Raw genomic sequence first — 24,832 nt, forward strand, 5'->3', positions numbered from 1 at the left:
GGCGGGGCGCGGCGTGGCCGCCGCCGCGTGGGACGGCCGCTGTGCGGGCGAGGAGTGGGAGGACGCCCCGGAGCCGCTCGGGTGGGGGTCGACGCGGGGGTAGGCGTCCGCGGACAGGTAGGCGTCGATGTTGGACGGGACGTTGCGCAGCTCCCGGCCGCGCCATTCGTCCAGGACGGCCTGGGCGATCTCCATCTCCGCGCGGACGGTCTGCTCGACCATCCGGGGGATGGCGGCGTCGCGCGCCTCGCGGAGGAGGCGGGCCTGGGTGATGATGTCCTCGGCTTCGAGGATCTGGGCGTTCTGCTCGCGGCGGGCGCGCTCCTCTGCGACGCGCCGCCGGCGGTTCTCCTCGATCTCCAGGATCTCCTCGTAGAGGCTCTTCTTCGGGACGAGGGTGAGCAGCAGCTTCACGAAGATCGGCAGGCATTCGATCGAGGTGAAGAGCAGGATCAGCAGGAGGTGCGTCCAGAAGAGGGTGCCATCGCCGCTGGTGAGCTCGTTCAACGCCTTGAGCCTGAGGAGCAGCCCGTCGGACTCGGCGTTCCGGGACGCGAAGCCTTTGTCCAGGCGCGCGCGCTCTTCCTGCGCGGCGGCGAGGTCCCTGCGGACTTGGGGCAGACGTTGGCGCGCGGTGTCGACGTTCCTCTGGCGGAACGTGGCGCTGTCGCGCTGAAGGACGCTCTGGCGCGCCGCGATCTGGTCGCGGACGCGCTTCAGCTCGGCCTCGGCGTCGTCGAGCTGCTGCTTGCGCTGGCGGGCGATCGGGCCGTCGCCCGGCCTGCACTGGCCGCGCCGGCCGCCGAGCTCGCAGACGAGGCGCTCGCGGGCGTCGGACACGCGCTTGAGCGCGGCGCCCTCGTCCTTGCGGAGGCCGGCGATGGTGGGGTCGGCGTTCAGGTCGGTGCCGGTGTCGCCGTTGCTGCTGATGACGCGTTCGAGCCGCTTGGCCTCGGTGTCCAGCACGGCGATCCGTTGCCCGAGCTTGCCGGACTGGGCGTCGCCGGCGTTGGCGTTGGCGGCGGCCGACTTCATCCGCTCCAGCTGCACGTCGATCTCCGGCTTGAAGATCTGCAGGACGAGCGGCGTGGAGATGACCACGCCGATCAGAAGGGCGAAGAGCAGGCGGGGCGCGGCGAGGTAGAAGGCGTGGCGCTTGCGGTCCTGGCGCTGGATCGTGGTGACGAGCCAGCGGTCCAGCATCATGATGCCGATGCCCCAGAGAAGGGCGAAGACCAGCGCGAACACCAGCGGCGCCTTGACCGCCATGGACAGGGCGAATGCCATGGAAATGGCGGCCATCACGGCGGTGATCAGCACCGCCGCGCCGATGCCCTGGTATTTGCCGCGCTCGCTCGGGCATTGCGCGAGGATTTCCGGCCGCGCGCCCGACAGCCAGATCAGCGGACGGAATCCGGCCGTTCGGCCGATGAGGCTCGTCATGGGCGCTGCTTTCGGCGGGGGCCCTCGCCGACGCGGGCGCGCAGCGCGGGCAGGCGCAGGAACGGGACCGCCGGGACGTGCCAGCGGAGCCGGGGAGCGGGCGGCGCGGACGGGGCGCGCGACGGCGTCAGGCGGCGCAGCAGCAGCGGGCCGCAGGCGACGCCGTCGGCTCGCGCGTGCAGCGCGCGGAGAAGGGGTTCGTGGCGGGTGAGCGCCGCCTCGTCGAGCGCGACTCTCGGCGGGAGGAGTGCGGTGACCCGCGACGGCCGTGACGGCATGCGGGGAGGATCCTCATGGGCAGGGACCATGTCTGGTGGCCATTCCTGTTCATTCGGGACGAGCGGGGTGATGAGGAAACTCGGTGACGCTGCGGGGGCCGAGAGAGGCAGGATAGCGTGCGAACGTAGACAACTCCGTGTCACGCTGTGCGTACTCCAACGAACCTGTCCGGATCCGGTCAGTTGGGTCGAAAGTACCCGAGTTCGCGCCGGGAGTTTGTGTCACATGGCATTAACCGGTGTGGGGCACTCCCGTACAATCCGGCCACTGGCAGGTCTCGCCCGATCGCCTACCCCCGACGTCCCCCCGAATGGTTCGAATGCTCAACGTGGCTGAAACATGCGTGGGTACCCGCGCCCTCGGACCCGGCAGGCGGTCGGTCGTGTGGGTCCAGGGCTGCCCGTTCCGCTGCCCGGGGTGTCTCGCGCCCGAGTGGATCCCCGACCGTCCGGCCCGGCGGGTGGCGCCCGCCGATCTGGCCGCCGAGCTGCTCGCCGATCCCGGGGTCACGGGCCTGACGTTCTCCGGCGGCGAGCCGATGGAGCAGGCCGCCGGGCTCGCGGAGGTGGCGCGGCTGGCCCGGCGGGACCGTTCCGGGCTGACGGTGGTCTGCTTCACCGGGTACCGCCTCGAAAGGCTGCGCGACCGTCCGCCCGGGGACGGCGTGGGCGCGCTGCTGGCCGAGGTCGACGTCCTGATCGACGGGCTGTACGTCGCGGCGCGCGACGACGATCGCGGGCTGCGCGGCAGCTCCAACCAGCGCGTCCACCATCTGACGGGCCGCCTGCGGGACGCCGGGGACGCGCTCGCCGGGGGCCCGCGCAAGATCGAGATCCGCGTCCGGGACGGAGCGGCGCTGTTCGTGGGCGTCCCGAGCCGTGCCCTCGCCGCCGCGTACCCGCCGCCGGTCACGGTTGGTGAAGGGGCGAACGCGCGGGCCGTTCCCGGCGTCCAATCGGGTGGCGCCGGTGCGTCCGGTGCCCGCGCTGAGACGGATGGCCGTGCCGACACGGAGAGGAGCGCGCGGTGAGCGGTGCGAAGCGGATCACGGTGGACGCGGGGGCGTGGCAGGAGGCCAACGCGGCGGCGGCCCGGCTCCGCGCGGTCCGGCGCGACGTGCCCGCTCTGTTGGAGGGCGTCCGGCGGCAGCAGCGCGAGGAGCTCGACCGGGCGTTCGGCGAGGTGGAGGGCCGGCAGCGGCGCGTCGAGCAGGTCCTCACCGGGCTCAGCGACGAGGCGCGGCGGTCGGAGCTGCGCACCGCCAAGCGCCTGCGCGACCAGTCCGAGCGGCTGCGCGGCCGGCTCGCGTCGGCGGTCGACGAGATGCGCGCCGGGCAGGACGAGCGGATCCGCGAGGCCGTCGAGCGCGAGCGGGCCGAGCGGCGCGAGGAGCTCCAGGCGCTCGGCCGTGAGCTGGACGGGCTGCGCGCCGACCGCGACCGCGCCGCGTCCGTGGCGGAGCGGACCCTCGCCGACGCGCGGCTGATGCGCGACGCCATCCGCGCCGAGCTGCCGCACGAGCGGTTCGCCCCGGGGCGGCTCGACCGGCTGGAGCGGCGCATCGCGACGGCCGAGGGCAACCTCGCCGACGGGCTGGCGGCCGAGTCGCTGAGCCTGCTCCAGGAGACGTTCCTCGAACTCGCCGACCTGCGCGCCGAGCTGGTGCTGCTCGACCAGGAGTGGCAGGCGGCACGGGTCGCGGCGCTGGACGCGCTGACCGTCGTCGCCGAGCGGGTGCGGTTCGCCGCCCGGCTCCCGGCGCCCGACGAGCGCGGCGAGCCGATCAAGGGGCTGACGTTCGACGTGGACCACTGGTCGGGCGGCGAGCTGGCCCGCGTCCGCGCCGACCTCGACGCGCGTGCGGGCGAGGTCCGCGACGGCGGAGCGCCGACCACGGGCGAGTTGCGCGAGGTCGTCCGGCGGGAGGCGCCGGATCTGGAGCGGCGCTTCGAGGAGGCCGTGACCCGCGCGACCGCCGCGCTGCTGGCCTCGCAGGCGCGGGTGAACGTCGCCGAGCAGGTCGTGGACGCGGTGGAGGACGCCACCGGGTTCGCCTGGACGGAGAACGCCTACGCGGGCGACGACCAGCGCGCCGCGTTCTACAGCAAACTGCGCCACCTCAACGACAACGAGATCGTCATCGAGGTCTCGCACGAGGACGTCGACGACGGCCCCGGGACGCTCGCCGTGCGCATCCTGTCCTACGACCGCGACACCGCCTCGGAAGAAGAGCTCGCAGAGCGCGCGCGGGAGATCGCTTCGGGATTGCGTGAGCGCGGCCTGCCCGTTGGCGACCCGGTCGCCGACGCGCCGCGCCCTGATCCGGGCCTCGCCGACTTCGACTCGATCAGGACGGCCAAGCGCGGCGCCGCGTCCCCACGTCCGCGACCGGACGAGCGTCGGTGAGCGTGGCGTCCGCCGAGCGGCTCGCCGCCCTGCACCGGGCGGTCGCGGAGGGCGATCCGGTGCTGATCGTGCACGGTCCCGGGGCGGACGACGCGTTCGTGGACGGCTCGTACCGGACCTACGGGATCGAGATCGCGCTTTGGGAGGCGCTGCGGGCCGCCGGGTACGAGCGCATCGTCTTCTACTCGCTGCACCGCAAGGTGTACTTCCGGGACGAGGAGTCCCGCCGCCTGACCCGCCCGGAGGCCGCCGCCGCCGTGCCCCAGGGGCGCGCGGGCGGAGGCGGGCGGCGGATGCGGTCCGGGTTCAGCGGCCCGCTCGGCGACCGGGTGGTCACACAGGCTTCGGGCTCCACGGCCGTCCTCGATCCCGTCCCGGTGACCGCGCCGCCCACCAGCGGCCCGCCCACCAGTGACCCGCCGCCCGCTGCCACACCATCGCCGCCCGCCGCCACGCCATCGCCCGCCGCGGGCCCGCCGCCCTCCGGCGGGATGACCGACGCGCACGCCGTGATGACGCTCGACCACCTCATGCGGCAGGACGGCACCCGTACCGCGGTCGTGATGCCGCACGCGGAGGAGGTCCTCAGCCACACGGTGGCCGGGCGGGCGCTGGCGACGGTGTTCGCCGAGTGGGTGGCCTACCGGGGCAGCGCCCACAACAAATGCGTGCTCGTCTCGCGGAAGGCTTCGCTCGCCGAGGTGCGGGAGTTCGTCCACGAGGCGCGGGGGTTCCCGGCGCTGGAGGAGTGGACGCGGCAGCTGAGCGCCCGGCCGGGCCGTCCGGGGCGGGTGGCCGAGCCGGACGAGGCGGAGCTGGAGCGGCTCGTGCACGTCCTGCGGCTGACCGGCCGGCCGCGGCTGCGGATCGGCGACTGGGCGGGGCTGGAGCGGGCCGTCCGGGCGATGGCGGCGACGGCGGAGCCGGCCCGCGCCTGGGAGCAGCGGCTGCGGCGGCTCGCCGCCGAGGAGGTCCCGCTGGACGCGGCGGTGCTGCGCGAGCGCGGCTGGGCGACGTCCGCGGCGGACCAGGAGGACGTGTGGCGGCGCCTCGACCGGCTGGCGGGGCTGGAGGCGGTCAAGGAGTACCTCGCCGGGATGCGGCTGCTGATCGAGGCGGAGGCCCGGATGCGGGCCGAGGGGCGCGGCACCGCCGAGCCCGCGGCGCACCACCTGGTCTTCACCGGCAACCCGGGGACCGGCAAGACGACGGTGGCGCGGCTGGTCGGCGAGATGTACCGGGAGTTGGGCGTGCTGCGCCGCGGGCACCTGGTGGAGGCGACCGCGGCGACGCTCCTCGGGCAGTACGTGGGGGAGACCGCGCAGAAGACCCAGGCGGTGATCGACAGCGCGCTGGACGGGGTGCTGTTCATCGACGAGGCGTACGCGCTCGCCGACCAGGGCGAGGGGTTCGGCGGCGACGCGATCGGCACGCTGCTGACCCGGATGGAGAACGACCGGGGACGGCTCGTGGTGATCGCGGCGGGCTACCCGGACCGGATGAAGGACTTCCTGGACGCCAACCCCGGGCTCCGCCGCCGGTTCCCCGAGGCCAACGTGATCGCGTTCCCCGACTATGACGCGGCGACCCTCGCCGGCATCGCGCTGGCACGGCTCCGCGAGCAGGGGCTGACCTGGACGGCGGAGCTGGAGGACGGCCTGCGGCGCGTGGTGGAGGGGCTGCACCGCACGCGCGGCCCCGGGTTCGGGAACGCCGGCGCCATGCGCGACCTCGCCGACGACGTGAAGCGCCGCTGGGTCGTGCGGACGCGGGCCGCCGTCGACCGCCCGCTGGAGGCCGACGACCTGCCCGAGCGGTTGCGCGTCCATCTGCGGCCGCGGGTGCCGGAGCTGCCCGTCCTGCTGGGGGAGCTGGACGGGATGATCGGCCTGGCCCCGGTGAAGGAGGCGATCCGCGCGCTGGTCGCGCAGGTCGCGCTCAAGCAGCGGCGGGGCAGGGGCGAGGTCGTCGCGCCGCACCTGCTGTTCCTCGGGCCGCCCGGCACCGGGAAGACGAGCGTGGCGCGGATCGTCGGCCGGATCTTCCGCGACCTCGGCCTGCTGACGAAGGGGCACGTCGTGGACACCGGCCGCGCCGACCTGGTCGGCGAGTACATCGGGCACACGGCGCCGCGCACGCGGGAGAAGATCCAGGAGGCGCTGGACGGGGTGCTGTTCCTCGACGAGGCGTACGCGCTGGCCCGCGGCGACGACGGCCGCGACTTCGGCCGGGAGGCGCTGGACACGCTCACGCAGGAGATGGAGAACCTGCGCGGCCGGCTCACGGTCATCGCCGCCGGGTACCCGTCCGAGATGCGGTCGTTCCTGGCCGCCAACACCGGGCTGCGGTCGCGGTTCTCGGTCCAGGTGGAGTTCCCCGACTACGCGCCGCAGGAGCTGGTGGAGATCCTGGAGTCGATGGCCGCCGCCGAGGGCTACCGGATCCCGGCGGAGACCCGCGCCCGCGCCCTGGCGTGGCTCGCCGCCGAGCGGCGCGCCCATCCCGGCGACTTCGGCAACGCGCGGGCCGTCCGGGAGCAGCTGCTGCCCGCGATGGAGGTGCGGCTGGCCGCGCGCACGGCCGAGCACCCGGACGCCGACGTCGACACCTTCCTGCCCGAGGACGTGCCCGATGCCGGCCGGTAGCGCGCCGCCCGCCCAGGGCGTGGGCAGGGTCCGTCCGGGGTGTCCGGTCTGCGGGTACCCGATCGCGCACGAAGAGGTGCGGTGCGCCGAATGCCGGTGGCTGCTGCACGGCGAGTGGCGGCTCGGCGCGCCGGGCCCGGACGCGCTGCGCGACTTCGACGAGCGCCTCGCCGCCGCCCGCCGCGAGCGCGACCTGATGGCCGTCGTCCGCGCCGGACTGTCGGACGACGCGCACGTGCGCGGCGGGACGCCGGGCCCGCAGGAGTGGGAGGCGGCGAGGCGGGCGGTGGCGGCGCCGCCGATGTCGGACGCGGCGCTGCGGACGGCCCTCGCGAACGCGCTGCACCGGCTGGGGCCCGGCCGCGGCCTGGTCATCGCCGAGGTGGGCGTGGACGACGCGCTGGCCGTGATCCGGATCCGGCTGGACGATCTGGCGATCCCGCGCGAGCACGGCCCGTCCGAGATCGTCGCGTGGGAGACGGCGCTGCCGATGCTGTCCCGCGACCCCGGCGGGCGGCGGTTCCAGCTCGCGGGCGGGCTCGCCGGCCTCGACCGCGACATGCTCTGGCGGGCGCTGCGGGACGGCCTGCCGCAGCGGCTGGACGAGCCGGGCGACGACGTCCTGCTGGTGAACCGGGAGATCGGCTGGCCCGTCCCCGACCGGGCCGTGCGGATCCTCCGCAAGCGCCATCCGGGCGCCGAGGTGGTGCCCGCCGGGCGGCTCGGCGCGCGCGACCTGCTGGGTCCGCTGATCGCGGCGCTCCCCGCGCGGCACGAGGTGGGGCTGCTGGCGGTCGACGTCGAGCCCCGCACCCGCCGCGTCCGCCCCCGGCTGATCCCGCTGTTCCCCGCCGGCACCCCGGCCGGGACGGAGCGCGCCGTCCCGGTGGCGCGCCCGCCGGGCGACGCCGCCGCGACCGTCCTCGCCGCCATCGCCGCGACCCCGGAGCGCTGGACCCTGCTCGCCGCGGGCTCGGCCTCCCTCCCCGCCGGAGGCCGCACCGACGTGCGGCTCGTCCTGGACGGGCCGGGACGGGTCCGCATCACCGCGCCGGACGGGCTGCGGCCGGTCACCGAGCGGCTGCCCGACCTGCTGGACGGGCTGCCCGACCGGCTGGACGTGCTCACCGAGCCGGTCGACCTGATCTGCGCGGTGGAGCTGGGCGGGGTGGACGAGCAGGTCCGGCGGCGGCTCGACCTGCTGCGCGACCTGGTGTCCGTCCTGGACGTGACGTATCCGGGCTCCGGCCTGGTCCGGGTGGCGGTGCTCGGCTACCGCGACCACGCCTACGGGCGGGGCAGGGAGCGCCGCCAGACCGTCCTCGGCGACTGGCTGGGGACCCCGGTGAAGGCCGTTGAGGCGCTGTCGCGGCTGCGGCCGAGCCCCATCGAGTACCCGGAGGCGTCTCCGGTGGAGGACGTCCTGCATGAGATCGCCGCCCGGCTGGCCCGAAGCCGCACGCTGTCCACCGGCCCGATCCCCCGGACGTCCCTGAGCGCGACCGCAGCGCACGGGCGGCCGTCCCGCACCGTCCTGCTGACGGTGGGCGCCCGCCCGCCGCACCCGCCCGTCCAGGGCGACGACGACGTGCTGCCCTGCCAGTTCGAGCGGAGCTGGCAGGCGGCGCTCAGCACCATCACCCGCGCGGGCGTCGCCTGCGCCACCGTCCTGCACACGGACGGCCCCCGGGACCATCCGGTCTGGGCGGCCCTCGGCGCGGCGGCGCTGCACGACCTCGACGACACCGACGGGCGGCGGCTCGGGGTGGGCCTGGGGCTCCTCCCGCCGGTCCCGCAGACACTCAACCTTCCCTTGGCCGACCCGGAACGAGGTGCCCGGTGACCGACCCTTCGCAGTTCTCTCCGCCTCCACCGAACGCACCACAAGGCCCGCAGGGGCCGCACAACCCGAACGTCGTGCAGCCCCAGCGGGAGCTGCGCCGCATCGGGCTGTGGGGTGCGCCCGAGAGCGGGAAGACGACCTTCCTGGCGGCGCTCCAGGTGGCGGTGCTGCGCAACACCGACAACTGGATGCTGTACGGGGTGAACGAGGAGTCCAACGACTTCCTCGACACCCAGACCGGGATGCTCACGCAGCATCGCCGGTTCCCTGCGGCGACGAAGTTCTCCAACGCGCTGAGCTGGACGCTGCGCGGCTCGACGGAGCTGCCGACGGGCAAGCGGTTCGGCAAGAAGACCAAGGACGTGCCGCTGGAGTTCAACATCGACCTGCTGGACTCGCCCGGAGCGGTTCACGCGAGCAAGTCCGTCTCGACCGGGGCCGCGCCGTCCGAGGGCGACAACCTGGGGTTCGGCGACGAGGCGGAGGAGGTGCACACCGAGGTCGAGGAGGACCAGATCATCGAGCACCTCGCCGGCTGCGACGGGATCGTCTACCTGTTCGACCCGACGCGCGAGCGGCGGCAGGGCGACTCCTACAGCTACTTCCAGCGGACGCTGCTGAAGCTGTCGCGGCAGGTGTTCCGCGACCGGGGCTCGGCGGACGCGCGGTTGCCACAGTACCTGGCCGTGTGCGTCACGAAGTTCGACGCGCCGGAGGTGTACCGGCGGGCCCGGGTCGGCGGGTACCTGTCCTACGACGACACCCCGCAGATGCTGCCCCGCGTCCGGGAGGACTCGGCCGGGCACTTCTTCGCCGAGCTGTGCAAGGACTCGAAGGTCGGCAACGCCGACCTGGTGCTCAGCAGCATTCAGAAGTATTTTCATCCCGACCGGGTGCGCTATTTCGCGACGTCGGCGGTCGGGTTCTACCTCGGGGAGGCCGACCGCTTCACCGAGAACGACTACTGGAACATCAGCAAGAGCGCCGACGGCAGCGTGGAGATCCGCGGCAAGGTGTGGCCGATCAACGTGGTGGAGCCGGTGCTGTGGCTGGGCCGGCGGCTGCCCGGCGACGCGAACGGGAGCGCCCGTTGACGGTGACGGGAGAGATGCCGCGATGGTCCAGGTGACCGCCGGCTGGGCGCTGTTCGGCAAGCGTCCCGGCAGCAGCGACGACTACGGGGTGCTGAACAGCAGCCGGGAGCCGTTCACCCAGGCCGGGTTCACCCGGATCATCCGCCGGTACGGGCTCGGCACCCCGCCCGCGCACCGGACGGGCGAGGGCGCGCTGCCCTGGGTGACGATCAGCTGGGTGGGCGAGGCGCCCGACCGCTACCTCGGCATGTCCATCGAGGACTGGACCGAGCACCGCGACGGCTCGGGCCGTCCGGTCGCGTTCACCAAGTACATCTGCGTCCCGTACCAGGAGGTGGAGGCGGCGCCGGTCTCCTATACCGCGCTCTACCGGGAGCTGCTGCGGCTCGACCTGCCCATGGACGGCGCGCCCGGCGAGCGGGTCACGCTCGTCACGCCGGAGTACTCGCCCGCCGACCTCGCCCGCGACATCGACCGGTTCGACCGGCAGAAGGTGATGCGGACGGCGGCGCTGCTGCTGGACGGCCGGGTCGACGTCGTCCACGCCGGCGAGGCGACCCTGCTGGACCGGCTCACGTTCCTGGACGCGGTGGCGGCGCTGCTGCCGTACGGGTACCGGGCCGACTTCACCGGCGCGACGTGGGCGGCCGGCGCGGCCGGCAAGATCCGCCTGGCGTTCACGCGGCGGGCGCGCGACGGCGCGCGCGAGGTGAGCTGGCGCGGCCCGGCCGAGGCCACGCCCCTGTCGAAGACCGCCAGCGGCTACCTGCGGCTGCTGAACGAGCTGCTCATGCGCAACCGGGACCTGGCGTGGCTCGTCGGCTACCTCGCCGCCGACAGCGAGCCGCGCGACTTCGGGGACCCGAGGCACGCGCTGCGGCGGCTCTCGGACGTGGAGTGGCCGCGCGCCGTCGCCCAGGCCGTCCGCGCGGGCAGTCCGGGGCTGGCCGACGAGATACGCAGGCTGCTGGTCGGCCCCCGGCTCCAGGAGATCGCGCCCGCCGACCAGAGCCGGGTGCTCGGCTGCCTGATCCGCGAGGGCGAGCCCGACGACCTGCCGCTGGTCGAGCGGCGCTGGGACCAGGCGGCCCCGACGGGCGGCATCGAGCTGACCGAAGCGCTGGTCGACGCCGCGGCGCGGCTGCTGTGGCGGGAGGAGCCCGACGGCCGGGTCTCGCGGTACGCCGCGTTCGCCGCGCAGCGCCGCCTCACCGACCCGTTCCTCGCCGGGCTGGTCCGGCGCGGCGAGACGGCCAGTCCGTCGCGGCCGGCGCGCGCGCTGGCGGCGGAGCTGATCCGCGACCATGTGGACCCGTCCGACCCGTCGTCGGCCGGTTCCCATCTGCTCACCGTGTTGGACCGCAACCACGCGCTGGCGGCCGTGCTCCTGGCCTCCGAGCACCGCGGGCCGGAGCGGATCGCGGCCTGGGTCGGCTGGCTCAGCGGGCGGCTCCGCGACATGCTGCCGCCGTTCCGGGACGTGCTCGCCGGCAAGGAGGTGCGCGCCGCGGTGCTGGGCGGCTTCGCCGACGGGCAGCCGGAATGGGCGTCGGCGCTGATCCGGGTCACGGGGCGGCTCGGGCGCCTGAATCTCGTCCTGCCCGGCCTGCTCTCCTGGCTGGGCGGCCGCGCCTCCAGCACGGCCTCCCGCACCTTCGCCCGGGGAGTGCTCGGCGACCTGGAGACCGACGAGCGCGGCGGGCAGGGTGCGACCGACGCCCTGCTGCTCATGCTCGGGGCGCCCCCGCGCTTCCTCGCGAACGCGTCCGGCGCCGCCGACTTCGCCATGTACGAGAAAGGCTTCCTCTGGGCCTGGCTGAACTGCCCCGTCCCGAGCATGGCCGGGACGATGGTGCACGGGCTGGCCGACGCGCTGCGCTCGCGCCCGTGGGCGGGCGACCCCGATCGCGCCGACGCGGTGATCAACCTGGCCAGGGGGCTGCTGTCCCAGGGCGAGCAGGACTGGACGCCGCTGATCTGGGTGCTGGACGCCGAACCGCCCGACCCCGACCTGGTGGCGCGGCCCGCGTTCGGCGAGCTCCGCAAGCGGCTGCGGGAGAACGAGGCGGCCCACCGGCCCGCGGAACTGATGCCCGCGTCCGGGATGACACCCCCCGGCCCCAACGGAGCGGCCCCCGCCGAGGGGGCCGCCGCGCCGGCGCCGCTCCTGACGCAGCCCGCCCCGGGCGCGCACGGACCGCTCGCCCCGGACGCCGGGTTCGACGAGGTCGCCAAGTTCTACCTGGACGTCGCCATGCGCCCCTGGGGGAGCGCGGCCACCGCGCTGATGGCCGTCGCCGACGCGGGACGGCCGCTCACGGCGGAGGAGGCATACACCCTGATGAAGGAGGTCGAGTACGCCGTCGCGTACCGCTACGACCGCGATCAGGCCGACCGGTACGTCCGCCATCTGACCGAGGCCGTCATCGGGGGCACGCTGGGCGTGGACGTCGCGGCCGAGTTCCGCGCCGTCCTCGCCGACTTCGCCTCCCAGGAGGTCGTCCGCCAGGTGGCGCTGATCGAGGCCGCGGGCATGGAGGTCCCCGGGCAGCCTGGGTGGGAGCCGAGCGAGCAGGTCCGCACCCGGCTCGACGAGATCAAGTCGTCCCTTGAACGGGTGGCCAAGATAGGCCGCGGCGGCCTGCGGCGGCTGCGGCGCAACAGGCCGGACGGATGAGCGGCCTGCTGTCCGTCGCGCTGGACGCCGGGTCGGCGACCACGCGGCTGGCGCTGGGCGGCCCCGGCGTCCCGCCCGTGGTCGAGGCGCGGCCGACGCCGGACGGCGACCTCGCGGTCTTCCTGTCGAAGCTGCTGGAGGCGGGCCGGGCGCGGGCGCCCGGCGCGATCGCCGGGATGACGGTGACCGTCCCCGAGGCGTGGCAGGACGGGACCGCCGAGGGCGTCCGCGCCTACGAGCGGCTCCGCCGGACCGTCCTGGAGGAGCTCGGCTGGCCGCGGGTCACCTGGCTCGGGCAGGCCGGGTGCGTCGCCGCCGAGGCCGTCGCCGGGCGCCCGCGACCCGGCGGCCCGGTGCTGGTCTGCGACCTCGGGGCCCGGACGGTCGGCGCCGCGCTCTGCGCCGCCGGCGGCCGGTCCCTGCGGGTGGCGTCCGTCGCGGTCGCCGAGCGCGACCAGGGCGCCGGGCTCGCGTTCGACGCGGCCGTGGCGGCGGCGGCCCCCGTGGACGGGTTCGAGGCCCTGTTCGCCGGTGCCCGGGCCCGGCACGGGCGCCGCGCCGCCGTCGTCCTGCCGCGCGCCTGGACCCACCCGCGCTACCGGGAGGCGCCCGTCTACCGGGTCGGCGACACCGACATCACCGCCGGGACGCTCATCGACGCGTTCGGCGCCACCGCCGCCGCCCTCAAGGACGTCGTGAGCCGCGTCCTGGACGGCTCCGGGTCCCCGGCCGCGGTGGCGGTCGCCGGGAAGTTCGGGGTGTTCCCCCTGGTCGGCCGGATGCTGACCGACGAGCTCGCGCCGCCGGAGCCGCCGATGGTGCTGGGCCCGGCCGCCGCGGTCCGGGGCGCGCTGCGGATCGCGGCCGGGGAGATCGAGGTGGCGCCCCCGGACCGTCCCGCCGTGACGCTGCCCCTGCACCGCGTCCGGCACGGGCTGCTGGAGGTCCGGGACGTGCCGCTCGACCCGTCCACCGACTACGCGTCCCAGGACGGCTACCCGGTGCTGGTGGAGGTCCCGGCGGAGGGACCCGCCCCCTTCGGCGTCCGGGTGGACGGCCTGGACGTCCCAGTCCGGCCGCCGGACCTGCCGCCCGGCTCGTACCGGGTGGGGCTGCGCCCGTCCCACACCGGTCCCGGCGTCCTCGTCCTCGCCCCGACGGCCGGCGGGGAGCCGCGCCTGTGCCCCCTCGCCGAACCCCCGACGGAGCCGCCCCGATGACCACCGACCTGAAGGCCCTGATCGCCGCCGCCCTCGCCGAGGACGGCCCGGTCGCCGCGCTGACCGTGCTGCGCGGCGCGGCGGACTGGTCGGCCGAGGCCCTCGCCGCGGGCCTCGCCGACGATGTGGCCGCGTTCCAGGCCGTGGTGGCGCTGGACGACGCCCTCGACCGGCTCGCCGCCGTCGAGCGCGCCGTCCCGGCCCTCGTGGAGGCGGCCTCGCCGGGCCGTCCCGTCCAGGACCACCTGCGGGAGCGGCACGCCGAGCTGGCCGCCGCGCGCGACCGCCTCGCCACCGACCGGGCCGCGCTGGACGATCTCGGCCGTGCCGAGCGGGAGCTCGCCGAGGTGGCCGCCGAGCACGACCGGCTGCGCGGCCGCGTCGCCGAGCTGCGCCGCCTGCGCCGCCTCGCCGACGAGGTCGAGGACCTGCGCGCCCAGGAGGAGGCCCTCACCGCGCAGGCCGCCGCCCTGACCGCCCCGGCCGAGGACGCCGAGCGCGCCGCCGGGCAGGCCGCGGGGGAGCTGCTCCGGCTCACCCGCGAGCAGCTCGCCGTCCTGGACCCGCAGGTCCGGCAGGCGATCGAGGACGCAGCCGCCGCGCACGCCGAGCTGTCGGACCTGCGCGAGCGGCTCGACGGCGCCGAGGAGCGCATCGAGGCGTCCCGCGCGGAGCTGGCCGAGGCCGCCCAGGGCTTCGACCGGCTGCGCGACCGGCACGAGCAGATCCTCGGCCCCCTGCGCGCCTACCGCCGGGCCGACCGCGACCTGGCCGCCGCGCTGAACGGCGGCGCCCTCTCCCTGACCAAGGACTCCGGCCTAGAACGCGCCGAGCGGGAGCTCGCCACCATCGAGGAGCGCCTCGCCGCGATCGACGAGGTCCTGGCCCGCGTCCTCACCGACCACGCCCAGGCCCACGAGAAGGCCCGCACCACCCTCGGCTGGGCGGGATGATCGGTACCGATGGGCGGGCTGATCGGTACCGAGCTTGGTTGAGCAGTGCTTAAGGTCGGTAGGAAAGGCTTTGTGAAGGGTTAATGACTGGACGTTCCGCATGGCCCTGGGCAGACTCGTTGGCCCAGGTCACGCGCTGAACCGGAGGAGCGGCATGAGAATCGGGATCGTCGGGGCCACCGGCCAGGTCGGGAGCGTGATGCGCAGCATCCTGGCCGAACGCGGGTTCCCGCTCGACGAGCTGCGGCTGTTCGCCTCCGCGCGCTCGGCCGGGCGGAGGCTGCCGTGGAACGGCACCGAGATCACCGTCGAGGACGCCGCGTCCGCCGACTACAGCGGCCTCGACATCGTCCTGTTCTCCGCCGGCAAGACCTCCTCGAAGGAGCTCGCGCCCAGGGTCGCCGCCGCCGGCGCCGTCGTGATCGACAACTCCTCGGCCTGGCGGATGGATCCGGGCGTCCCGCTCGTCGTCTCCGAGGTCAACCCGCACGCCGTCGCCGACCGGCCCAAGGGGATCATCGCCAACCCCAACTGCACGACGATGGCCGCGATGCCCGTCCTGCGCCCGCTGCACGCCGACGCCGGCCTGACCGCCCTCGTCGTCGCCACCTACCAGGCCGTCTCCGGCAGCGGCCTCGCGGGCGTGGCGGAGCTGCACGAGCAGGCCGGCAAGGTCGTCGCGGGCGCCGACCGGCTCACCCACGACGGCGCGGCCGTGGAGTTCCCCGAGCCCCGGGTGTACGTGCGGCCCATCGCGTTCAACGTCCTGCCGATGGCCGGCTCGATCGTCGAGGACGGCCTCGCCGAGACCGACGAGGAGCAGAAGCTCCGCAACGAGAGCCGCAAGATCCTGGAGATCCCCGGGCTCAAGGTCTCGGGCACCTGCGTTCGCGTCCCGGTGTTCACCGGGCACTCCCTGCAGATCAACGCCCGCTTCGAGCGCCCGATCGGCCCCGAGCGCGCCAGCGAGCTGCTGTCGGGCGCCCCCGGCGTCGTCCTGTCCGACGTCCCGACGCCGCTCCAGGCCGCCGGCCGGGACGCCACCTACGTGGGCCGCATCCGCCGCGACGAGACCGCCGACAACGGACTGGCCCTCTTCTGCTCGGGCGACAACCTCCGCAAGGGCGCGGCCCTCAACGCCGTCCAGATAGCCGAGTTGGTCGCCGCCGAGTGAACCGCCGGGCTACCCGGCGCGGCGCCCCTTGACCTCCAGGGTGTCCAGGAGCGTCGCCGTGGTGCGGGCGATCTCCTCCACGGCCTGGTCGAAGGCTGCGGCGTTGTGGGCGGCGGGGGCACGGAAACCGGAGATCTTCCGGACGTACTGGAGCGCGGCCGCCCGGACGTCCTGGTCGGTCACGTCCTCGGCGAAGGGCGGGCGGAGCGTTTTGATACTGCGGCACATGCCCCCATTGTCACCCCTGCCACCGACAACGCACCCGTGAGGCCCCGACAACGGGCATGCGAGGCCCCCGGCAAGGGACGTGTGAGGCCCCCGGCAACGGACGTGTGAGGGCCCCGGCAACGGACGTGTGAGGCCCCCGACGCCGAGGACAGTGGCGCCGGGGGCCGGCGGGGGGCGGGTCCCCGTCCAGTCGCGGAGGGCCGTACGGGACGGGCCGAGATCGTCCCGTACGGCCACCAGCGATCAGCCCGTGCAGGTGGTGGGCTCACCGCCGGCCGCCGGGACGCTGACCGCGTTCCACGCGTCCCGGGTGCGGGTGAAGTCGGTGCAGGTCGCCTTGCCGGCCTTCACCAGGTTGAGCACGGCCTGGAGGGACGTCTTGCGGACGGTCCCGTGGGTCCAGGTGCTGGTCTTCATGTTGAGGGTCGACATGAAGATCAGGCCGGCCTTCTGCACGCCGACACCCGTGACGGTGGATTTGTTGCAGGTCGGGCTGTTGGGCCGCCCGTTCTTCGGGTCATTGGCGTGGGAACCCTCGGCGAGCAGGTAGAACCAGTGGTTCTGGACGCCCGCCGCCGCGTGCACCTCCATGATGGGCACGGCGGAGCTGTAGCAGTTGGGGTTCCCGTTGACCTTGGACGGGTTGGACATGACGCGGATGGGGCCCTGGCCGACGAGGTCGACCTCCTCGCCCACGTCGTAGTCCGGCGGGTCGTAGTTGAGGAGGGCGGTGTTGCCGGAGATCTGCTCGGCGACCCTCGGCTCGTTGATGTACCACTCGGTGAGGGCGCCGAAGATGTCGCCGGTCGACTCGTTCAGGCCGCCCTTCTCGTTGCCGCCGCCGGAGCCGCCCGGCGTGTTCTGGAAGATGGCGTGGCCGAGCTCGTGCGCCACGACGTCGGTGGGCGTGGCCTGGCGCGTGCTGGACTGGTTGCGGCCGAAGTTGGCGTAGCTCCCGTTCCAGTACGCGTTGGCCTGGTTGAGCCCGGCGCGCATGGGCCAGCCGCCGCCGTTGCCGTTGAGGCCGTTGCGCCCGAGCCATGCCTTGACCATGTCGGACTCGCTCTGCGCGGCCTTCATGGCGTCGACGCAGGCGGTTTCGAGGTCGGTGCCGACCGCGTTGCCCCAGGCGTCGTCGGTACCGGTGTAGATGGTGCCGCTCTGGTCGGCGCAGCTGATGCCGGGCCGTCCGAGGTCGCGCATGGTGAAGGACCCGCCGGAGCCGGTGGTGGCGATGCTGGTCGGCTTGTTCTTGCCGCCGTGGTAGAAGCTCTGGTCGTCGGCTGCGTCGACCACCTCGTCCCAGGTGTTCACCACCTTGCCGGTGACGGCGTCGACGAGGACGTGCAGGCTGGCGGGCCGTACCGGGGCCGCGGCGGCCATGCCGTACGAGCCCTTGGGGCCGTGCTTGCCGGCGATCCCATAGGAGCCCTTCGGGCCGTGCTTGCCGGCGATCCCGTAAGAGCCCTTCGGGCCGGGCGGTGCGGCGAACCCGTAGGAGCCCTTGGGGCCGGGCGGGCCGGCCAGGCCGTAGGAACCGTCCGGCGGGGCGAATCCGTAGGAACCGTCCGGCGGAGCGAAACCGTAGGAACCGTCCGGCGGAGCGAAGCCGTACGAGCCGTCCGGCGGGGCGAAGCCGTACGAGCGGGGAGGACGGCGCTTGCCGTGGACGACGGTCTCGTAGACCAGCCGGCCGGAGCCCTCCGCGACGACGGTCAGCTTCGGTGTCGAGGTGCTCGTGACCTTGGCGAGCCGCTTCCGGGAGATCGCCGCGGCCCTGGCCGCGGTCAGCTTCGGCGTGGTCGCGACCGAGAGCTCGGCGGTCTGGGCGACGGACGTGCTCAGAACCTTTCCGGCCGCGTCGGTCGCGACGACGAAGTCACCGCCCTGGACGGGCAGCCCCGCGTAGGTGCGCTCGTAGGAGACGAACTGGAGACCGCCGGCGCCTGCCACGACCCCGCGGCGGACGATCTTGTCCTTGGGGGAGGCGTGGATCGGGGCCTGGCCGGACGACACGAGGTGGTCGGCGGAGGCGGCCGCGGCCTGGGGCGACGGGATGGGGGACGCCGGGACGGCGCGTGCGCTCGCGCCGGCGGCGGGTGCGGCGGACATCGCCACGGCGAGGCCGGCGGTAATGGCCGCCGCCCCGAGCGCGGTCTGGTGTCTCACAGGGGGACTCCTTACACGGGCCGGGGCCTCGCCGCCCGCGGAGGTCCTTGTGGGAGGGGACCGCGGGTGCCGGGGCCACCCGGCGTTGACTGAGGAGGAAACCCGCGATGAGGGGCTGTCGCGGATGCGGCCGGGCGGGGGGCGGCCGCATCCGCGAGTGTCCGTAGCGGGGCACGGGGCGCCTGGCGCGGGGCCGGTGCCCCGCACCAGGCGTCATGATGGACGTTGCTGGACTCAACCGGAAGAACTGTCCAGAAGTGCACCGTGACAACCGGCCGGTGTCAACGAATCCATTTGGTACTGGAATTTCAATGTTTGTCGGTTGAGGGCTGAAAGCCGCTGAAAACGGCCGTTGAGCAGCGCGAACACCGCTCTATTTAGTGATCTTGACGTTGTCCAGGCCAGCCTCTACAAGGCTTCCGGTGCCCCCGTCGGCCGCCTCCACGAGGATGCGGATTGATTGCCCCGCGTAAGCGGAGATGTTGGCGGTCTGCGTCTGCCAGGCGCCCGAGCGGTTGGCCGCCGAGCCGCCCTGGTCGAGCACGGTGGTGGAGCCGTTCGGCCCGACGACGCGCACCCGGAAGTAGTCGTCGGTGCCGCTGTTGTTCAAGTGGGCGAAGTTCCACGCGAACGACAGGGTCTTGGCGTCCGCGGGGAGCGCGATCGGGGCGGACTGGGCGCTGGTCTTCCCGCCGTCGAGGTCGTTCGTCCCCGCGTCGGTCCCGGCGGAGGCGCCGGTCACGAGGGCGTTGCTCCCGCCTGCGGCGGCGAGTTGCAGGCTCGTCCCGCTGTAGCTGGTCGCCTGCGAGGCGCCGCGCTCGAACTTGCCCGCGGTGGCGGTGTCGGTGCCGTCCGGGTTGACCGCCCAGCTCTTGTCGGTTTCGAGGTCGTCGCTGTAGATGGTCTCTCCCGGCTCCGGGTCCGGGTCTCCGCTGCCGCCCAGGGTCCAGATCGCGTTGGCGATGGCCTGGTCGTTGCGGTCGAGGGCGGTGTCGTTGATGTTGGACGAGGTGTCGCAGGACGCGTGGTAGCAGCGGTCGTAGGCGACGTTGGCCTGGCCGCCCCACTTCTGCGCCTGCGCGGCGGTCTTGCGGCCCTCGGCACCGGTGAACAGCCCGCCGGCGGCGATGCCGTACTCGATGAAGGGACCGTAGTCCGAGCGGCCGTCGAAGGCGGTGTCCTCGACGGGGACGTTGATGGAGGTGAAGTAGGCCCGCAGCACCCGCTCGATCTCCGCCGAGCCGGCGGGGCCGCCGCTGCCGCTGGAGCCGTCGCCGTCATAGGCGAAGTAGCCGGGGTTGGGGGAGCCGATCATGTCGAAGTTGAGGTAGCTCTTGATCTTCGATCGCTCGGCGGCCGCCAGGGTGTCCACATAGTGGGACGAGCCGATCAGCCCGAGCTCCTCGGCGCCCCACCAGCCGAACCGCAGATGCCGCTTGGGCTTGTAGCTCTCCCGGGCGATCGCCAGCGCGATCTCCAGGTTCCCGGCCGAGCCCGAGCCGTTGTCGTTGATGCCGGGACCGGCGTTCACGCTGTCCAGGTGCGCGCCGGTCATCAGAGTGTTATTGGTGTCGCCGCCCGGCCAGTCGGCGATCAGGTTGTAGCCCGTGGCGCCGTTGTAGGAGAACGACTGGACGCTGGTCTGATACCCGGCCGCGTCCAGCTTGCCCTTCACATAGTCGATCGAGGCCCGGAACCCGGGACGGCCGTGCGCGCGGTTGCCGCCGTTGCTGCTGGCGATCGACTGCAGCTGCGCCAGGTGCGCCTTGACGTTCGCGAGCGGGATGTTGGGGGCCGCGACGGCGGTCGCGGGCGGTGCGGGGGCCGAGGGCGCCGCGGACGCGGTGGCGCCGGGCACGAAGGCGGATACGGCGAGGGCGGCCGCCCCCACGGCCGCGGTGATGCGCGATCTCATGCTTCCTCCAGAGGTTCGCCTGCTTGGAGCGCGGCCCGTGACGGGGAGAGCGGGTCCTCCGTCACGGGCCGCGGTCAGGGGGCGGTCAGGCCTTGGTGATTTTGACGTTGTCGATGCCGCCCTCGACGAGGCTTCCGGTGCCGCCGTCGGTGGCCTCGACCACGATCCGGATCGACTGCCCCGCGTAGGAGGACAGGTCGGAGGTCGCGGTCTGCCAGGAGCCGGCCTTGTTGATGGCCGAGCCGGACTGGTTCAGCAGGGTGCTGGACCCGTTGGTGCCGACGACGCGGACTCGCAGCGAGTCGTCGGTGCCGCTGTTGTTGAGGTGGGCGAGGTACCAGGAGAAGTTCAGCGACAGGGTTCCGGTGGGCAGGTTGATCGCCGGCGACTGGACGCTGGTGGTGCCGCCGTCGACGTCATAGGTGCCGGCGTCGGTGCCGGCGCCGTTGCCCGTGACCAGGTCGTTGCTGCCGCCCGCCGCGGCGAGCTGCAGGTTGGTGCCCGAGTAGCTGGTGGGCTCCGGGGCGCCGCGCTGCCACTGGCCGGCCGTCGCGGTGTCGGTGCCGCCGGCGTTGACCTGCCAGCCCTTGTCGCTCTCGAAGTCGTCGTTGAAGACGTCCCCGGGCGGGACGGTCGTCCCGACGGACAGGGTGTAGGTGGCGGTGCGGTCGACGGACGCGCCGTCGGCCACGATGTTGATCTTGTAGGTGCCGTCGGGCGTCCCGGCCGGGACGTTGACCGTCAGCGTGGAGGACTGGCCCGAGTTGATCGTGCTGGGCGAGAACGACGCGGTCGGGCCGGCCGGGGTGCTGGTCGCCGACAGCGAGATCTGCTGCGCGGCGCCGCCGGTGAGCTGCGTGCTCAGCGTGGCCGTCGTGCTCTCACCGGCCTTGGCGCTGCCGGATCCGGGGTTGAGCGCGACCGAGAAGTCGGGACCCTGGACGGCGCAGGCGGGCTCGCCGCTCTGTGCCGGGACGCTGACCGCGCTCCAGGCCGCCTTCACCGCGTTGCACTCGGTGGCGGAGTTCGGGAACAGTTGGAGGGCGGCGTTGACGGTCTCGGTGCGCGCCCGCGCGTGGGTCCAGGTGGTGACCTTGCGGTTGAGGCCGCCCATGAAGATCTGGCCGGCCTTCTGGATGCCGATGCCGGTCACCGTGGAGCTGTTGCAGGTCGGGCTGGTCGGCTTGCCGCCGCCCGGGTTCGAGCCCTCGGCCAGCAGGTAGAACCAGTGGTTCTGCGGTCCGGCCGCCTTGTGCACCTCGGTGTTGGGGATCGAGGACGAGTAGCAGTTCGGGTCGCCCAGCGCGCCCGGGTTGTACATGTTGCGGATCGGGCCGTTGCCGACGAGGTCGACCTCCTCGCCGACCAGGTAGTCCGGCGGGTCGAGGTTGGCGGGCTCGTTGATGTAGTGCTCGGTCAGCGCGCCGAAGATGTCGCCGGTCGACTCGTTCAGCCCGCCCTTCTCGTTCCCGCCGGAGTCGCCGCCGGGCGTGGTGGTGAAGATCGCGTGGCCGTTCTCGTGCGCGACCACGTCGGTCGGCGTGGCCTGCTTGTTGTTGGCCTGGTTGTGGCCGAAGTTGGTGTAGCTGCCGTTCCAGAAGGCGTTGACGTCACTGAGGCCGACGCGGGCGGGGAACCCGCGGCCGTTGCCGTTGGTGCCGTTGCGCCCCAGCCACTCCTTCAGCATGTCCCATTCTTTTTGGACCGCGTAGAGGACGTCGACGCAGGCGGTCTCCAGGTTGGTGCCGCTGCCGTTGCCCCACGCGCTGTCGGTTCCGGTGTAGGCGGAGCCGCCCTGGCCGCCGCACTGGTGACCGGGCCGCGCCGGGTCCGTCATCGAGGTCGCGGCGGTGCTGGTGTCCACGGTCCCGTGGTAGAAGCTCTGGTCGTCGGCCGCGTCGTGGACCTCGTCCCAGGACTTGACGACCTTGCCGGTCTTGGCGTCCACCATCACGTGCAGCTTGGTCTCGCCCTTTTTCTGGCGGCCGCTGACGACGGTCTCGTACACCAGCTTCCCGGAGCCCTCCGCCAGCACCATCAGGCGGGGGGTGGAGGCGGTGTCGACCTTGGCCACCTTAGCGCGCGCGGTCTTGGCGGCCTGCGCGGCCGTCACGGTGGCCTTGGTGCCGACGTCGAGGGCCTTGGTCTGGTCGACCGAGGTGCTGAGCACCCCGCCGGTGGCGTTGGTGGTGACGACGAAGTCGCCGCCGAACACCGGGAGCCCGTCGTAGGTGCGCCCGTACTCCACGTGCTGCAGGCCGCGCAGTCCCGAGGTGACGTTCGTGCGGATGATCTTGTCCTTGGGGGCCTTCTTGAATGCCGCGGGCTTGGCCGCGACGAGCCGATCAGCCGACGCGGCGGCCACGGTGCGGGGGTCCGGCTTGGCCGGGGCCGCGGGTGCGGTGCGTGCGGACGCACCTGTGGCGGGGGCCGACATCGCCACGGCGAGGCCGACGGCCAGCGCCGCCGCCCCGAACGCGGTCTGGTGTCTCACAGGGGTGCTCCTTCCACGGGCCGGGCAGGATCGGGCACATGGAGGCCCTGTGTGGACCGCTCCGCGACACCCTTGTCCGCCGGGCGAGGACTGGGGACAGACGACTCATCCGGATGAGCTGTCCCGAAGTGCACCCTGGCGTGTGAATAGTGTCAATGAATCCATTTGGTACTGGATTTTCAATATTTACGAACCTGTTGATGGAAGTTCGGGAAAAGGCCTCCTGGGCTGCGCGGACGGGCGGGCCGACGACCCGGCCCGACCCGTCCGACCTGGAACCTTCGGTACGGCCCGATCGTTGTCGGACGGTGCTCGGATCAGGGCGCGATGTTCCGGCAGAGCCATCCGAGCGCGAGCGGATAACGATAATCAATACCACCGTGCGCCGCGTCGAACAGCTCGAAATGAATAGCGTTTTCATTAACGCCCGCGTCCAGGAGCGCCTGCCGGAAAGCCTGCGCGCCCACGTCCAGGAACCACTCGTCGCGCGTCCCGCCGTCGATCCAGATCGCGCGCTGCGACCGCATCGCCTCGGCGTACTCGGGCACCATCCGCACCGGGTCCCACGCCAGCCACCGCTCCCACACGTCCTCGCGCAGCACTCCGGTGACCGTGTCGAAGGGCAGCTCGGGCTTCCCGTCCGGCCGCGCGGAGTAGCAGACGGCCATGCCGAGGACGTTGAGCAGGTCCATGTCCTCGGGCTTGGTGAACGACGCGCGGCCGTTGAAGTCCTCCCACCAGCGCCAGATGTCGCCGCCGTACGCCCGCAGGTGCCGGACGCACTTCGGGAACTCGGGCAGATAGCAGTACTCGAACAGCGCGTCGCCCGCGTGCGTCGCCAGCGCGCCGAACAGGTCGGGGCGCAGCATCGGCGTGATCATCGCGCCGTAGCCGCCGCTGGACTTGCCGCTGATCGCCCGGTGCTCGGGCGCGTCGAGCGTCCGGTAGTGCCCGTCCACCCACGGGACGATCTCGTCGCAGATGTAGGAGTGGTAGCGGCCCGTCCCCGGCGAGTCGACGTACTGGCTTCCGCCGTGCGCCGTCCACGCGTCCACGAACACGACGATCGCGGGCGGGGCCTCGCCCGAGGCGAACACCGCGTCGGCGGTCTCCGGGAACGGCTGCCGGTAAGGCACCCGGTTCCGCCAGATCCCGACGTGCCCGGTGAACCCGGTGATCACGTACACGGTGGGGTAGCGGCGGCCGGGTTCGTCGTCGTATCCCGGCGGAACGTACACCAGCAGGGGGCGCTCGTGCGGGTCCTTCAACGGGTTGTCGCGCAGCAGCTCGCTGCTGACGATGTGCTCTTCGAGGCGTCCGGCGAGCTCGGCGGACCACGGCAGCATGCGTACTCCCTCGTCGCGTCCTGGTTGATCACCTCGACGCTAACCCAGGCCGCCGGGGTCCGCACCCGGTGGCTTCGTCGGGATTTGCCAGTACCCGGGGCCCCCGGCGATCACTACGTTGGGGCCATGAGACTGCGTTGGTCCGTCCCCGTCCTGGCCGCCGCCTCCGCCGCCGCCGTCCTGGCGCCGCCCGGGGCGGCCGGAGCCGCCGAGACCGCCACGGGCATCGGGGCGGCCGCGTCCCATGGACGGACGGTCAGGTGCGTCTTCACCCCGACGCCCGACAACCCGCCCGCCAAGCGCGTGCACCCGCCGCGCTCCAAGGCCAGGAGCCACGGGACGGTCGAGATCCTCATGCGGACCAACTTCGGCGACGTCCGGATCCGGATGGACCGCAGGAACGCGCCGTGCGCCGTCCACAACTTCGCGAGCCTGTCCCGGCAGCGCTTCTACGACCGGACGCGGTGCTGGCGCCTGACCAACTCGGCGAGGCTCGGCGTGCTTCAGTGCGGCGACATCTACGCCGCGGAGAAGGGCGGCCCCGGCTACAAGTTCGACGACGAGCTCACCGGCAAGGAGACCTACCCGCGCGGGACGGTCGCCATGGGCAACTGGGGCCCCGACACCAACGGCAGCCAGTTCTTCCTGGTGCACTCCCGCGCGAACATCCCGCCCGCCTACACCGTCCTCGGCAAGGTCACGCGGGGTCTGCCGGTGCTCGACCGTATCGTGAAGGGCGGCATCATCCCGGGCGAGAACGGGCCCGAGGACGGCGAGCCGGCCAAGCCCGTCCGGATCCACCGGGTCCTCATCCGCGGCTGAGGGAGCACGGCGGTTGATGCGGCACGGCGGTTGATGTGGCACGGCGGTTGAGGGAGCACGGCGGCTGAGAGAGCACGGGGGCCGTCACGTTCCGGCGGCCGGGGTGTCACGAATGTCGGTGCCG

At 73.5% G+C, this 24,832-nt stretch carries 17 protein-coding genes; 10 read left to right on the top strand and 7 right to left on the bottom strand.

What is annotated here, in order from left to right:
• Window positions 1–1,443: DUF4407 domain-containing protein (locus E1298_RS13620; RefSeq protein ID WP_131892990.1), on the bottom strand; the 1,443-nt coding region annotated here is incomplete at its 3' end.
• Window positions 1,440–1,721, bottom strand: coding sequence for a hypothetical protein (locus tag E1298_RS13625; RefSeq protein ID WP_131892992.1), 282 nt, complete (start codon window positions 1,719–1,721; stop codon window positions 1,440–1,442). The genes E1298_RS13625 and E1298_RS13620, both read right to left, overlap by 4 nt.
• Before the next feature lie 329 nt (window positions 1,722–2,050).
• Here E1298_RS13625 and E1298_RS13630 point away from each other — a divergent pair, with 329 nt between their 5' ends.
• The 9 genes from E1298_RS13630 to E1298_RS13670 all read left to right on the top strand — a co-directional run bounded on the left by E1298_RS13630 (window position 2,051) and on the right by E1298_RS13670 (window position 15,734).
• Window positions 2,051–2,752, top strand: coding sequence for a 4Fe-4S single cluster domain-containing protein (locus E1298_RS13630; RefSeq protein ID WP_207944609.1), 702 nt, complete (start codon window positions 2,051–2,053; stop codon window positions 2,750–2,752).
• Window positions 2,749–4,128 (top strand): coiled-coil domain-containing protein, encoded by a 1,380-nt coding sequence (locus E1298_RS13635; protein WP_131892996.1) that lies wholly within the window; start codon window positions 2,749–2,751, stop codon window positions 4,126–4,128. Before E1298_RS13630 ends, E1298_RS13635 begins: the two co-directional genes overlap by 4 nt.
• Window positions 4,125–6,773, top strand: coding sequence for an AAA family ATPase (locus E1298_RS51175; RefSeq protein ID WP_207944610.1), 2,649 nt, complete (start codon window positions 4,125–4,127; stop codon window positions 6,771–6,773). Before E1298_RS13635 ends, E1298_RS51175 begins: the two co-directional genes overlap by 4 nt.
• The gene (locus E1298_RS13645) at window positions 6,760–8,616 is read left to right on the top strand and encodes a hypothetical protein (protein WP_131892998.1); all 1,857 of its coding nucleotides are present in this window, start codon (window positions 6,760–6,762) and stop codon (window positions 8,614–8,616) included. The genes E1298_RS51175 and E1298_RS13645 overlap by 14 nt, the downstream gene beginning before the upstream one ends.
• Window positions 8,613–9,710, top strand: a complete 1,098-nt coding sequence (locus E1298_RS13650; protein ID WP_131893000.1) for a hypothetical protein — start codon at window positions 8,613–8,615, stop codon at window positions 9,708–9,710. The genes E1298_RS13645 and E1298_RS13650 overlap by 4 nt, the downstream gene beginning before the upstream one ends.
• A 22-nt stretch (window positions 9,711–9,732) precedes the next feature.
• Window positions 9,733–12,387, top strand: a complete 2,655-nt coding sequence (locus E1298_RS13655) for a hypothetical protein (RefSeq protein WP_131893002.1) — start codon at window positions 9,733–9,735, stop codon at window positions 12,385–12,387.
• Complete coding sequence (locus E1298_RS13660; RefSeq protein ID WP_131893004.1) at window positions 12,384–13,607, top strand: hypothetical protein; 1,224 nt, start codon at window positions 12,384–12,386, stop codon at window positions 13,605–13,607. The genes E1298_RS13655 and E1298_RS13660 overlap by 4 nt, the downstream gene beginning before the upstream one ends.
• Window positions 13,604–14,560: a coiled-coil domain-containing protein gene (locus tag E1298_RS13665; RefSeq protein ID WP_131893006.1), complete on the top strand. Its 957-nt coding sequence runs from the start codon at window positions 13,604–13,606 to the stop codon at window positions 14,558–14,560. The genes E1298_RS13660 and E1298_RS13665 overlap by 4 nt, the downstream gene beginning before the upstream one ends.
• 154 nt (window positions 14,561–14,714) lie before the next feature.
• Complete coding sequence (locus tag E1298_RS13670; RefSeq protein WP_131893008.1) at window positions 14,715–15,734, top strand: aspartate-semialdehyde dehydrogenase; 1,020 nt, start codon at window positions 14,715–14,717, stop codon at window positions 15,732–15,734.
• A gap of 9 nt (window positions 15,735–15,743) precedes the next feature.
• On the opposite strand, the gene E1298_RS13675 is transcribed toward E1298_RS13670, so the two are convergent.
• The 5 genes from E1298_RS13675 to E1298_RS13695 form a co-directional block, all read right to left on the bottom strand.
• The gene (locus E1298_RS13675; RefSeq protein ID WP_131893010.1) at window positions 15,744–15,962 is read right to left on the bottom strand and encodes a DUF2277 domain-containing protein; all 219 of its coding nucleotides are present in this window, start codon (window positions 15,960–15,962) and stop codon (window positions 15,744–15,746) included.
• Window positions 15,963–16,205: 243 nt separating this feature from the next.
• Window positions 16,206–18,131 (bottom strand): M4 family metallopeptidase, encoded by a 1,926-nt coding sequence (locus E1298_RS13680; protein WP_131893012.1) that lies wholly within the window; start codon window positions 18,129–18,131, stop codon window positions 16,206–16,208.
• Window positions 18,132–18,504: 373 nt separating this feature from the next.
• Window positions 18,505–20,046, bottom strand: coding sequence for a M28 family metallopeptidase (locus E1298_RS13685; RefSeq protein WP_131893014.1), 1,542 nt, complete (start codon window positions 20,044–20,046; stop codon window positions 18,505–18,507).
• Between the two features lie 85 nt (window positions 20,047–20,131).
• On the bottom strand, window positions 20,132–22,540 hold the full coding sequence (locus E1298_RS13690; protein WP_243725566.1) for a M4 family metallopeptidase: 2,409 nt from the start codon (window positions 22,538–22,540) through the stop codon (window positions 20,132–20,134).
• Window positions 22,541–22,857: 317 nt separating this feature from the next.
• Window positions 22,858–23,886 carry an alpha/beta hydrolase gene (locus E1298_RS13695; protein WP_131893016.1) on the bottom strand — a complete coding sequence of 343 codons (1,029 nt, stop codon included), beginning with the start codon at window positions 23,884–23,886 and terminating at the stop codon, window positions 22,858–22,860.
• A 126-nt stretch (window positions 23,887–24,012) separates the two neighbouring features.
• Here E1298_RS13695 and E1298_RS13700 point away from each other — a divergent pair, with 126 nt between their 5' ends.
• On the top strand, window positions 24,013–24,708 hold the full coding sequence (locus E1298_RS13700) for a peptidylprolyl isomerase (protein ID WP_131893018.1): 696 nt from the start codon (window positions 24,013–24,015) through the stop codon (window positions 24,706–24,708).
• Window positions 24,709–24,832: the final 124 nt, after the last annotated feature.

It is taken from the genome of Actinomadura rubrisoli (genome assembly GCF_004349215.1).
Taxonomy (GTDB): Bacteria; Actinomycetota; Actinomycetes; order Streptosporangiales; family Streptosporangiaceae; genus Spirillospora; species Spirillospora rubrisoli.